Origin of the sequence: Bradyrhizobium sp. B025, from assembly GCF_042257955.1 — a bacterium.
In the GTDB taxonomy this organism is placed as follows: Bacteria; Pseudomonadota; Alphaproteobacteria; order Rhizobiales; family Xanthobacteraceae; genus Bradyrhizobium; species Bradyrhizobium diazoefficiens.
On record NZ_CP170150.1, the window covers coordinates 94,515 to 107,031 of the forward strand.

Consider the following 12,517-nt stretch of genomic DNA (forward strand, 5'->3'; position numbering starts at 1 on the left):
CGGCGCGGATGGGAATCGCGCCCGGGATCATGGCGTCAACCTATGAACGGCCCCTTGCCGGGTCAAGGACGCTCACACCGAGATGAAGGGATGCCAGCGCCGCGTCCAGCGCGGGGGCTGAAATCTCCATATATTCAAGGGCCTCGGTCCAGAGCAGGACGGCCCTGACGGGCTTTTGGGGATAAAGCCGCGCCAGCACCGCCCGGTACAGCGCAAGCTGCCGGACATAGACGGCGGGCGCCTCAGTCGCGCTTTTGGGCGCCGCCTGGTTGGTCTTGAAATCGACGATCAGGACCTCATCCGGACGAACGACCAGCCGGTCGATCTGCCCCGACACCAGCGCAGGCTGGAGGCCTGGCCGCTCCAGCCTGCCGACGATGGCGACCTCCGCCCGGCTGCCGGCGGCAAAGACCGGGGCAAAGCGCGGCTCGGCGATTAGCGCGAGCACCTTGTCGGCCAGCGCGGTGCGGTCGGCCTCCGTCCAGTCCGAGGCATTGCGGGCCATGAAGCCGCGCGCGGCCTCGCGCCGGCGCTCGGCGGCGATGTCGGGCAGCGACTGGAGCAGCCGGTGCACCAGCGTGCCGCGTTGCAGCGCCAGCGCGCGCGACCGCACCGATTCGCCTGACCGGACCGCGCGGCCTCCCTCCGCAGACTGGCCCGAGGGGCGCACGGAATCGTCGTCCTGCATCTCGCGCGGTGCCGGCGTCCGCAGCCAGTCCGGCAACGCGATCGTCTGATCCACGAATGTCGCGGGCGTGCCGAGGGCAACGACGTCCTCCGGCCGGGCGAATCGCGTCACCTTGCCGAGCGGCGTCTCGACCGTCTCCTTCTCCAGGCCGGAGCCGGCGAGCCCGGTGTCGACCAGGTCGTACCAGCTCAGCTTGCGGACCGTCCTCATATTGCCGGGCATGCAGCCGCCGACGATCAGCCGGTCGGCCGCGCGCGTCATCGCGACGTAGAGCAGGCGGCGATATTCGTCCTCGGTCTCCTCCAGCATGGCCTTGCGCGCCTCGGCGACGGGCTTGGGATCGTCGGCCTTGCGGCCGGCCCACACCACCACCTCGCCGCCGTTGCCGCGCGGCACCTGGATCAGACGGACCCGCTGCGAGTCCGCGGGCGACGACGTGGTGTCGACCATGAACACGACGGACGCTTCCAAGCCCTTGGCGCCGTGCACGGTCATCACCCGCACCTCGTCGCGCGAGATCTCCATGTCGCGCTTCACCTCGGTGTCGGCCGAGCGCAGCCAGGCCATGAAGCCTTGCAGCGAGGCCGGCGCCTTGCGCTCGTAGTTCAGCGCCAGCTCCAGGAATTCGTCGAGCGCGTCATTGGCCTCGTGGCCGAGCCGGCGCAGGATGCGCGCGCGTCCGCCATCACCGCCAAGCAGCCAGGCGTAGAAGGCGAACGGTGTCTCCTCGCGCGCGCGAGTTTCGCAGGCCTCGAGCCGCCGCAGCACCGCGGCGAATTTTTCGCTTCCGGCCGCCTGCTCGCCGAGCGCCCGGCGTAGCGAGCCCTTGCGGCCCCAGGCAAGCGCAAACAAATCGTCGTCGTCGAGCCCGAACAGCGGGCTCTTCAGCGCGACCGCAAGCGCGAGGTCGTCCTGCGGCAGCAGCAGCGTGTCCGCAAGGTTCATCAGGTCGATGATGCCGATGTGCTCGGTGAGCTTCAGCCGGTCGGCGCCGGCGACCGGCACGTTGGCGTGCTTCAGCGCCTGGATCACGGCATCGAACGCGTTGCCGCGCCGGCGGACCAGAATCAGCATGTCGCCGTAGCGCAGCGGCCGCCGCTCGCCGTCGTGTCCGGTGAGTGTGCCGCTTTCGACCAGCCGCTTGATCTCGGCCTGGATGCGGCGGGCGAGCTTGACCTCGGGGCTGGTGACGGCAACGCCGTCGAACGGCGCGCGCCAGCCCTCGATATCCTGCCTGTCGTCGGCTTCAGCCAGGTCCCACAGCTCGATCACGCTTGGCCCTGCATCGGCGAGCGCATTGTGCAGGGGATGGCCGATCTCGACCGAATGGATGCTCTTGTAGATCGCGGGGTCGCGGAAGACGTGGTCGACCGAGTGCAGGATCGCGGCGCCCGAGCGGAACGAATAGGTGAAGGCGACCGGATCGAATTTCAGCCCGGCGGCGGTGAACTTGCGGTGCAGCTCGCGCCGGCGCGCGTCGAATTCCCGAGGCTGCGCGCCCTGGAACGAGAAGATCGACTGCTTCTCGTCCCCGACGGCGAAGATCGTGCGGTTCAGCCCCTCGCGCGCGCCTTCGCCCGCGGTGAACTCGGAGATGATGTGCGCGACGATGTCCCATTGGCGCGGACTGGTGTCCTGCGCCTCGTCGATCAGGACGTGGTCGACGCCGCGGTCGAGCTTGTAATGCACCCAGCCCGAGGAGACGCGGTTGAGCATCGCCAGCGTTTTGTCGATCAAATCGTCATAGTCGAGCAGGCCGCGCTCCTGCTTCTCGCGCCGGTAGTTCGCGGCAGCAGCGGTCGCGATATGCAAGAGAGCCGCCGTGCGGTCACGCATGGTTACCGCGCGGCGCTTCTCGATCAATCCAGTGATGCGCTGGGCCTCGTTCTCGAACAGGCGGGCGACGGAGGGATTGTGATCGCAAAATTTCCTGGTCAGCACCGCCTTGCGCGGCAGCTTCTCGTCGGTGAGGAAGACGCCGAGATAGGCGTCGACCTGCGCGCCGCCCGAAAACGCTTTTGCCTCGCGAAGCCGGCTGGCCTGGTCGTTGTCGGATTTGCTGCCGTCTTCCAGCGCAAACGCGATGTCGTCCCAGCGCGATCGCGGCAGGAACGGACCGTCGAGAATCTCCGTCTCGACGTCCTCGATGCGGTCGGCGGCGTCAACGCCCAGCACCGACGCCATTTGCGCGGCGGCAGCTTCTGCGTTGCCGGCCTCGTCGGTCCAGGCCATGAAATGATCGCGGCTCAAACAAGCCTCGCGCACGACCTCCTTGAAGGTGACGTCGGCGGCGCTGGCCATCGCGGTCAGCAGCGCGCGGCCTGTGACCGTCTCCGGGTCGCGCGCGGCCTCCAGCAGCACCTTCAGATTGGCGCGCTCCATCATGTCGGTCTGGTCGCGCTCGTCGATGACGGAGAAGCGCGCCGGCACGTTGGCTTCGAACGGAAACTGCTGGAGCAGGCGGGTACACAGCGCGTGGATGGTCTGCACCTTCAATCCACCGGGGGTCTCCAGCGCACAGGCGAATAGCTTTCGCGCTTCGCGTCGCAGCTTTGCGTTGGGATGCGGGATGCCGACGGCACGGATCGCGGCATCGAGCGCGGTGTCGTCCAGCGTCACCCAATGGCCGAGCGTGGTGAACACGCGCTCGGCCATGTTGGCGGCGGCGGCCTTGGTGAAGGTGATGCAGAGGATCTTTTCCGGCGGCACGCCCGACAGCAGCAGACGGATCACGCGCTGCACCAGCACGTGCGTCTTGCCCGAGCCGGCATTGGCCGACACGAAGGCCGATGCGGCCGGATCGGATGCACGCGCCTGCCTGGCGCGCACCTCATCGGGGATTGGGCGTGGCGCCTTCACCATTCCTCGATCCCCAATCCGCCGGCTGCCGACCACTCCTTGATGCGGGCGAGGTCGTCATAGGTGCCGTAGCGGTTGGACCACATCGGCAGGTTCAGCGAGGTGTAGGCCTGGTTTTCGTCCTCGAAGGCGCGGATCAGCGCTTCCAGCTTGGCCCGGGCCTCAGCGGCAGCAATATCCGGCGGCTGCGGTTCGTCGCCTTGCTTGTACTTGAGCTCGAGGATGCGCTCCTCGCCCGGCGGATTGTTGCCGCTGAGGCGGACATAGACGAGTTGGCTCACGGATGCGCCGGCGTCGATGTCGGGAAAGCCGCCTTCGCGCAGGATCGCCGCCTCCAGCGTGAGCTGCGGCGACAGGCCCATGCGGACCTGCTTGCCGGTCGGCGGCTGGCCGGTCTTGTAGTCGAGGATGGCGTAGCCGCCGCCCTGGCGGCGCTCGATGCGGTCGGCGCGCGCGGAGAGCCGGAAGCTGCGTTCATTGTCGAGCGTGATCGAGATCTCGCCGCGGGTCTCCGCGGTGATCGCCTCGACCACGTCGCGCCGTGCCGTCTCCCATTCGCCGAACCAGCGCGCGATGCGCTGGAAGCGCGGCCACCACAGCGCGCGCGCCTCGGGGCGCTCCATCAGCGGCGCGAAATGCTTTTCACCGATCGCGCGCAGCACGCGGGCGGGGTCGTCGGGCAGGCGCGTCGCATAGCGTTCCGTGAATTCGCCGATCGCATCGTGGATCGCCGAGCCGCGGTCGGCGGCCGACAGAGGCATGTCGACGGGATCGAGTGCATCCAGCCGCAAGATGTGCTTGGCGTAGATCGTGTAGGGATCGCGCAGCCAGTCCTCGATCGCGGTGACCGACATCTTCAGCGGCCGTGTCGCGCGCGGCGGTCGCGGTTCGGGTTGCTTGATCGGCCTGACCTCGTCGGGCTGGTCCAGCCGATCTGCGAACCGCACGTATTTCTCGCCGGCGCGAATGGCCGCCTTCCACCGATCGTCGCCCGCAACCGCCTCCAACCGATGCAGGAAGCGCGAAGCCACCGCCGGCGCGCCGCCGGCCTTGGCGGAATGGGTGAGGATCACCTCATCTCCGCCGAGCAACTGCGCGAAATCGTGGGCGGAGAGGCCGATGCGGCGCTCCGGCAGATCGAGGCCGAGCTCATGCCGCATCGGGCGGCTCAACCAGGGATCGATGCGCGGCGCCGGCGGCCAGACGCCCTCGATCAGGCCACCGACGATGATGCGGTCCGCCTGCATCAGGCGCGATTCCAGCGGGCCGTAGATCTGGAGCCGCGCGCCCGGCTTGTCACGCCGCCGTACCGCGCGATCGCCGAACGCGGTCTGGAAGACATCAGGGTAATCAGGCAGCGGCACCATCAGTCCGCTGGTCGTGCCGCTGCGCAGGAGATCGTCGAAGGCGCCGGCGAGTGCGAGGCCCTCGCGCTCCTCGAAGGCGAGCGGGATGCCTTGCTCGTCGCGCGACAGCTCGATCATGATCTCGCGATGCCGGTGCGCGAGCTCGGCGAAGTCATATGGTTTTGACGGCGCCAGACTCTCGATCGGCGCCAAGGCCTTCTGCAAAGCATCGATTAGGGCCTGGACGCGATCGAGATCCTCCGCCTTGAGGCGTGCGCGCGGCTCGGCCTTGTGGAGCGCGGAGACCTCGCTGCGCCACAGCTTGGCCAGTTCCTCGCGAAAGCGGTTGAATTCACGCAGCAGGCCGGCCGTGCCCGCGGGCGGGCGCGTGCCGCGCAAGACGGCGAGCTCCAGGCCTTCGATTGCCGCCTTCCATGTATCCGGCGCGCGGCCGAGGCGGCACAGTGGATGCTTCAGCATCGCCAGCAGCGTCGGCGGCTCCAATCCCTTGGTCGCCGCTTCGGCCGCAAGGCGCGCAAAAACGCCGGCGGACGTCTCCATCAGCACGTCGCCGCCGGAATCGTCGAAGGCGAGATCCCATCGGGTGAGCGCAGCCATCACACGGCGCGCCAGCGCGCGGTCCGGGGTGACCAGCGCCGCCGACTTGTCGAGGTGCCGCGCCTCGCGCATCGCGATCGCAATCGCCAGCGCTTCCATTTCGGGGTTGGGGGCTTCGACGACCGCGAGGTTTGTCATGCCGCCGGCGATCTTTGCCGCGATATCCGGCTGCTTCAGCCGGTCGTGCCAGACTTCCGTCTTGGCGGAGGGCCGCATCGATTCGGATGCGAGCAGGTCGCGGCCGCCTTCCGCCGGCGCTTGAAGCAGCTCGACGTCGCCGCGCTTGATGCCGAAGCGCTCCAGCAGCGCGTGCATGGCATATTGCGGATGGTTCGATGCGGGATGCTCCGCGAACTTGCCGAGCGCATCGCGCACGCCGCCGATGGTCCGCCAGGCATCCTCGTCAAGATCAGTGTCGAGGCCCGGCAGCACCACCGCGCCATGCGGCAGCGAGGCGACCGCATGCAGGAATTTTGCGGTGGCCGGCATCGAGCCGGTCGAGCCGGCCGCGATCACGGGCCCATGCGGATGCGCGGTCAGGCGCTTCGCTTCCGCCGCGATCAGGAGGTCGCGCCGCGCCGCGGGCTCGATCCTGTTGATCTCGGCGAGATGGCCGGGCCAGGCGATGCGGGCGATGCGCAGGAATTCGAGCGAGTGCTGCCAGTAGCGATCGAGCTGGTCCGGCACCAGGCCATCGAGCGCGCTCCAGTCGACCCCGCGCGTCACCATGTCGTCGATCAGGCGCGCGAGATCGCCGGCGAGAGCCAGCGTCGAGGCGGGGCCGCCGACCACCAGCGGCGACAGCACCGGCCCCTTGGCCCAGGCCGCGACGAGCTGCGCCAGCGTCAGCCGTCGCTCGAGCTCGCCAAGGCGCGGCGGGATGTCGAGCGGCGTTGCGCCGGAAAACTGCTCGCCTTCATCGGCGAAGGCGAGCTCGTCCTCGTCGATGTCGCCGAGCGCGACGATGCGCGGCAGCACGACCGCGTCCGCCTTCATCTCGTCGAGGAAGATCTCCCGCACGACACGCATGGCGCGCCGGGTCGGCAGGTACAGCGTGGCGTCCGCAAGCCGTGCCGGCTCCTTGCGCGCCTCGAATCCCGCGACCAGCCGGCCGTCGAGCAGGGCCGTGACGACCGTGCGCAGGAACGGAACTGAGATGGGAACACTGAAAACGCGCATCGGCTGCCTGATTCGGGATCAGGCGCCAATATAGGGAGGCGGACACAAATGGTCATTGGCTGTGGCGGGGTCTTCCCCGCTCTCCCACTGTCATTCCGGGGCGATGCGAAGCATCGAACCCGGAATCTCGAGATTCCGGGTTCGCGCTTGCGCGCGCCCCGGAATGACGGGAAGCCCCTACGCCACGCTCTCCAGCCTCGTAGGGTGGGCAAAGGCGCGCTTGCGCCGTGCCCATCGTATTCGTCATCGGAGTTAGCTTGTGCGGTGGGCACGCTTCGCTTTGCCTACCCTACGGCACCGTGTTCGCGGCCTACGCCACGCTCTCCAGAAACGCCTCTTCCGCGGCATGCACCGCATCGGGCGTGCCGACATGCATCCAGACGCCGTCGAGGCGCAGGCCGAACAGGCGCTCCTGCTCGTTGGCCCGGTCGAACATCTTGGTCAGCGAGAACTCGCCCTGCGGCGCATCGGCGAAGATCGACGGCGACAGGATCGCCGCGCCGGCATAGACGAACGGAACGACCTCTTTCTCCTTGCGCTTGCGCAGGGCTCCGTCGGGCAGCATGCCGTAATCGCCGCGGCCGCTATAGCCGATGCTGGTCGCCGTCGGCGCCATCAAGAGCAGGATGTCCATGCGCGCGGGATCGAAGTTTTCGGCAAGCCGCGCCAGGTTCGAGCGCACGCCGTCGATCCACAGCGTGTCGGAATTGACATGGAAGAACGGCGCGTCGCCGAGCAGCGGCAGCGCCTTGACCACGCCGCCGCCGGTGCCGAGCACCTGGTTGCGCTCGTCCGAGATGGTCACGCGCGGATGCTGGCGCGATGCGACGTGATCGATGATCTGGTCCGGCAGGTAATGCACGTTGACCACCGCCTCGCTCACGCCGGCCTGGCCGAGCTTGTCGAGCACGTGGTCGAGCAGCGGCTGGCCCGCCACCGGCACCATCGGCTTCGGCATCTTGTCCGTCAGTGGACGCATGCGCAGGCCGAACCCTGCGGCGAGCACCATGGCTTTGGTCGGTTTGACGGACATCGTTTGCTTTCTCAGATTCGTCTTTCTCAGCCTCGTGGACTCAGAACTCTTGGGATTAGAACTCTTGGAATTACTCTCGAAATTGCCCTTGGAATTCGCGTTCGCGGCAATCCTAGCACGGGACTCATTCAGCCGCACCGCATCTCAACCGCCTTAGCCACCTGCCGTGACGGTTGTACGACGGGTGTGGCCGTTACGCCCCGACGGATGCGGAACGCGCCTTTTTCTTCTTGTCGCCGAGCTTGAGGAAATTGACGCCGATCTGGTCGCCATTGACCCAGGCAAGCTCACAGCGCCGGTACGCGAGTCCGGTGGACGACAGCAGGAGAAAAAATTCCTTCAGATGGAGCCCTTCGACCGAACCGTCGATGGTCAGCTTGGCGCCGCTCTGGGAGACGTCCTCCATGGTGCAGTCGCGCCGCCACGTGCCGTCGATTCCCATCATCTGGGCCGGAATCCCACGCTCGAAAACAACCCGGCTGTTGCTGCGCTGGTCTGTCTTCACCGCCATCTGCCCTTGCTCCAGCCCGGTAATTATTCGGCTCCTTGCCGCCAGAATACCGACGTCTTGGCTAACAGCCGGTAAATCGGGCCCGAATCAGCCTTGGGGCGGTTCTGGTGCCGGTTCTTGTGACGGCCTTTGGGGTGGCGGGACGTTGGCGAGATACCAGTCGCGCAAATGGCTGAGCGCGGGATGCGCCAGCGAGCGCTGGAGGTAGGTCCAGATCCGCGGCTGGTGGCGCAGGTAATGCGGTTTGCCGTCGCGGCGGTTGAGCCGGGCGAAGGTGCCGAGCAGGCGGGTGTTCCGCTGCGCCGACATGATGGCGTAGAGCTCGGCGAAACCGGCCGGATCGAAGCTCGCATCATCAGCGCGGCGCGCCTTGATGTAGCGCGACAACAGCGCCAACTCGAGATTCTCGGGCACGTCGATGCGGGCGTCCTGGAGCAGCGACACCACGTCGTAGGATTGCGGCCCGAGCACGGTGTCCTGGAAATCGATCACGCCGACGCGTTCGATGCCGGTGCGCATCCCGAGCCAGATCAAATTGGGCGAGTGATAGTCGCGGATGATCCACGTCCTCGGCGCGGCCAGCGGCTTCTGCAGCAGCTCACGCCACATCGTAAAGAATTCCGCGCGCTTCGGCTCGCTCAGCGGCGCGTTGCGATCGGGCAGATACCATTCCGGCATCAATCCGATTTCGATCAGCATCGCCTCGATGTCGAAGACCGGAATGGCGTAGCTCTGCCCGTCCAGCGGCAGCGTCTCCGGCAGCGTCTTGCCGTGCAGCACCGCCAGCACGTCGGTCGCGGCTTCGTAGCGCTCGGGAATCGGGCGCGGCGGGTTGCCTTCGATTACGCCTTCGCTGCCGAAATCCTCCGATATCAGGAAGCCGTGGTCGAGATCGGCATGATGGATCGCGGGCGCCGAGATGCCTTGCGCGCGCAGGCCTTCGTCGATGGCGACGAAGGGTTTGACGTTTTCGGCGAGATGCACCGCGGCGCTGTAGGACTTTCCGTTGTAGAGCGCCGCGCCGTCGGGGCGCTGCGGAAAGTTCATGAGGATGACGATCTCGTCGTCGCGCAGCAGCCGCGCGTAGGACCGTGTCGAGGCGTCGCCGGCCATGCGCCGCCGCGTCGCGTCGAGATAGCCGGATGCGTCGAGGAATTCGCGCAGCGCTTTCAGACGCGCGACCTGGGCTGCGCCCTTGCCGTAACCGGTGACGTCGGCGGCACGTGCGTTCGAGCCCAGAGCCGGACGATGGGTGAGTGCGATGTCGATGCGATCCTCGGGCAGCGCCGACGGCGCACGCTCCGGCCATTCGATCAGGACAAGCGTGGCATCCGGCAGCGGCGACAGCCCGATCTCCTCGAGCTCGCTCTCGTCCTCGACGCGGTAGAGGTCGGCATGCATGACCGGAAACGGCGGCAGCTCATAACCCTGCACCAGCGTGAAGGTCGGGCTCGGCACTTCCAGCGCCTCGTCGTCGGCGAGGTAGCGGATCATGGCGCGGGCGGCCGCGGTCTTGCCGGCGCCGAGGTCGCCGGTGAGCGTGATGACATCGCCCGGCCCGACCAGCAGCGCGAGATCGGCCATCAGTTGCGCGGTGGCCGTCTCGTTGTGAAGCGCGACGGAGAATGTGGTTGGCGCGCTCATTCGGCGGCGTCGCGATGCGCCGCCTGGTCGGTCGGGAAGTCGCAGATCACGACCGTGCCCCTGCCCACGATCGAATCCACCCGCACCTTGCCGCCATGCAGCTCGACGAAGGAGCGCACCAGCGACAGGCCGAGCCCGGCGCCGCGGTGACGCGACCCCTGCGAGCGGCTTTCGAACCAGTTGAACACCTTGTCCTTCATGTCGGCAGGTATTCCAGGCCCGGAATCTGTCACAGTGAAGACCACACTGTGCTCGGTGCGGCGCGCGCTGATGCCGACGGTGGAATCCTGTGGAGAAAACCCGACGGCGTTGGCGAGGAGGTTATAGAGCACCTGCACCACGCGCTTTTCGTCGCCGATGAAGCTGCCGATATCGGGCGCGATCTCGACCTTCAGGCGGATGCGGTCGGTGGCGAGCCGGTCCTGGATGCCCTCGGCGGCGAGCTCGATGGTCTTGCTGACGTCGACCGGGCCGAGTTCCAGCTTCATCGCGCCGGCGTCGATGGTGGCGAGATCGAGGATGTTGTTGGTCAGCGCCAGCAGCGCGTTGGTCGATTTCGTGACGTAGTCGAGATATTCGGCCTGTTTCGGCGTCAGCGGTCCGGTCGACGGATCGCTGAGGAAATGCGCGAAGCCGATGATGGTGGTGAGCGGCGAGCGCAGCTCGTAGGAGACGTGGTGGACGAAATCCACCTTCATCTGGTCGGCGGCCTCCAGCGCCTCGTTGCGCTCGCGCAGCGCGCGCTCGACGTTCTCGGTGTCGGTGATGTCCTGGAACGTCAGCATGGTGGCGCCGTCGTGCAGCGGCCGGATCATGCCGTCGAGCACGCTGCCGTCCTTGCGCTCCAGCTTCAGCGGCACGTCGGCGCGGCTCTCGATCGAGGTGACGGCCTCGCGGATCTGCCGCCAGACCACGGGATCGTCGAACAGTTGATGGCACCAGCCTTCGACGGTCTGGATGTGCGGCTCGTCGCGCATCGCGTCGCTCGACAGCTTCCACATCCGGACGAAGGCCGGGTTGAAGAGCTGCGCCTTGCCGTTGCTGCCGAACACCGCGACGCCCTCGGCGAGGCTGTCCAGCGTCTCGCGCTGGACCCGGATCATGCCGTCGAAGCGGCGGGCGAGCTCGAGGCTCTCGGTGACGTCGTCGAACAGATAGGTGACGCCGCCTTCCGGGTTCGGCGTGGTGACGACGGAGAGGGCGCGGCCGTCGGGCAGGTACCAGGTATCCTTGGCGGCCTCGACCGCGCGATAGGCCTCGTGCAGCTTGGCCTTCCAGGCGCGGAAGTCGGGCTGCTCCGGCAGTTTTCGCGCGGCACGGAGCTGGTCCAGCACGCTGGAATCATCGGGATTGGCGTCGAGGAAGGTACGGTCGAGGTCCCATAGCCGGCGGTAGGAATCGTTGTAGAAGGCAAGGCGCCGGTGGCCGTCGAACACGGCGACGCCGGAGGAGAGCTGGTCGAGCGTGCGGCGATGCGCCTCCGCCATCCGCACCAGCGCCGAGCTCAGCGCATCCGCCTCGCTGGCATCGATCGCGACGCCGACGCTGCCGCTGCCGACATTGACGGCGCGCACGTCGTAGATGCGCCGCTCGCCGCCGATCACGATCGGCAGCCGGGAGGTGAAATTGGCCGCGTCCTTCAGTCCCCGTTCCATGGCGCTGCGGTCGGCGCTGTCGAGCAGCTCGAGCTTGCGCTCGTGGGCGTCGCTGAAGCTCGCAGCCTCGGTCGCACGGACATAGGCCGGGTTGGCGAAAGTGAGCGCACCGTTCTCGCTCTTGGCCCAGATCGGCCAGGGTGCCGCCGCAGCGAAGCCGCGCAGCATCTCGGTCTCGTCGGAGAGCGCCTTGTAGCGCAGATTGGTTTCGGCGAGATCCCGGCGCAGGCCCGAGAGTTCGCGAATCCTGACAATGGCCTGGCCACCGATGGCGCGGCCGATGGCTTCCAGCGTATGGCCATGCGCGGTGGTCAGCGTCAGCTGGAACCCGTCGCCGCGGTCGCGCAGCGCATCCACAGCGTGGTCCATCTGGAGCGCCGGTTCCGGCGGCAGCCAGGTTCCGAAGGCGAGCACGCGCTGCGGGGAGGGGTCGCGCGGCAGCACCATCGAGACGTCGCCGGAAATCTGCGCGCGGTTGTCGCCCGCCGGCCAGGAGATCAGGATCTGCGGCTCGGCGAACAGCAGCGCGCCGAAGCGGTCGGCCTGGAGTTGCAGTTCCCCGATCCGCGCGCGCAGCCGCGCCTCGTTCTTCGCCGTGCGCACGCGCGTACGCATCAGCAGGATCGCGGCCATTACCGAGAAGCCGAGCAGCGCAAGCGCGGTGGCGAGCACCGCAAGTTCCTGCCGGTTGAAGTCCAGCAATTCCGAAAGTGTGCCAACGAAGTCGGCGGCCTCAGCCGGCGCAGCCGGCAGCAGCGCCGCGAGAGCGCTCCCGATCAGGCCGTCGCGCACGAGCGATGTGCACGATAGCAGCGTCCGACGCATCGACACGATCACGCCTGACATAGTTGCCCCAAGACCGCACGAATTTACGCGCGGCGACCCCCGTCGCGCGCGAATCAAACGACAATACCCCCACCGTGACTCCACCGGTAAGAGTCCAGATCGTGAACGCAAAGGCGGCCCCAAAAAAATGCGGGACGT

The 12,517-nt window shown here is 67.4% G+C and carries 6 protein-coding genes; all 6 read right to left on the reverse strand.

Annotation, left to right across the window (positions count from 1 at the left end):
• Nucleotides 1-40: 40 nt before the first annotated feature.
• Entirely contained in the window at nucleotides 41-3,550 is a 3,510-nt protein-coding gene (gene addA, locus ACE10W_RS00475) for a double-strand break repair helicase AddA (protein WP_304549995.1), read from the reverse strand.
• Complete coding sequence (addB, locus tag ACE10W_RS00480; RefSeq protein ID WP_304549997.1) at nucleotides 3,544-6,690, reverse strand: double-strand break repair protein AddB; 3,147 nt, start codon at nucleotides 6,688-6,690, stop codon at nucleotides 3,544-3,546. The genes addA and addB overlap by 7 nt, the downstream gene beginning before the upstream one ends.
• Before the next feature lie 310 nt (nucleotides 6,691-7,000).
• Nucleotides 7,001-7,723, reverse strand: a complete 723-nt coding sequence (locus ACE10W_RS00485) for a nucleotidyltransferase family protein (protein WP_304549998.1) — start codon at nucleotides 7,721-7,723, stop codon at nucleotides 7,001-7,003.
• 193 nt (nucleotides 7,724-7,916) lie between these two features.
• The gene (locus ACE10W_RS00490; RefSeq protein WP_011083578.1) at nucleotides 7,917-8,234 is read right to left on the reverse strand and encodes a PilZ domain-containing protein; all 318 of its coding nucleotides are present in this window, start codon (nucleotides 8,232-8,234) and stop codon (nucleotides 7,917-7,919) included.
• A gap of 87 nt (nucleotides 8,235-8,321) precedes the next feature.
• Nucleotides 8,322-9,878 carry a tRNA (adenosine(37)-N6)-threonylcarbamoyltransferase complex ATPase subunit type 1 TsaE gene (tsaE, locus tag ACE10W_RS00495; protein WP_304550000.1) on the reverse strand — a complete coding sequence of 519 codons (1,557 nt, stop codon included), beginning with the start codon at nucleotides 9,876-9,878 and terminating at the stop codon, nucleotides 8,322-8,324.
• Nucleotides 9,875-12,379: a PAS domain-containing sensor histidine kinase gene (locus tag ACE10W_RS00500; RefSeq protein ID WP_304550002.1), complete on the reverse strand. Its 2,505-nt coding sequence runs from the start codon at nucleotides 12,377-12,379 to the stop codon at nucleotides 9,875-9,877. Before ACE10W_RS00500 ends, tsaE begins: the two co-directional genes overlap by 4 nt.
• Nucleotides 12,380-12,517 lie beyond the last annotated feature (138 nt).

Coding starts and splice junctions, on each gene's coding strand:
- addA (WP_304549995.1), bottom strand. CDS start 3,550: ATGGTGAAGGCGCCACGCCCAATCCCCGATGAGGTGCGCGCCAGGCAG.
- addB (WP_304549997.1), bottom strand. CDS start 6,690: ATGCGCGTTTTCAGTGTTCCCATCTCAGTTCCGTTCCTGCGCACGGTC.
- ACE10W_RS00485 (WP_304549998.1), bottom strand. CDS start 7,723: ATGTCCGTCAAACCGACCAAAGCCATGGTGCTCGCCGCAGGGTTCGGC.
- ACE10W_RS00490 (WP_011083578.1), bottom strand. CDS start 8,234: ATGGCGGTGAAGACAGACCAGCGCAGCAACAGCCGGGTTGTTTTCGAG.
- tsaE (WP_304550000.1), bottom strand. CDS start 9,878: ATGAGCGCGCCAACCACATTCTCCGTCGCGCTTCACAACGAGACGGCC.
- ACE10W_RS00500 (WP_304550002.1), bottom strand. CDS start 12,379: ATGTCAGGCGTGATCGTGTCGATGCGTCGGACGCTGCTATCGTGCACA.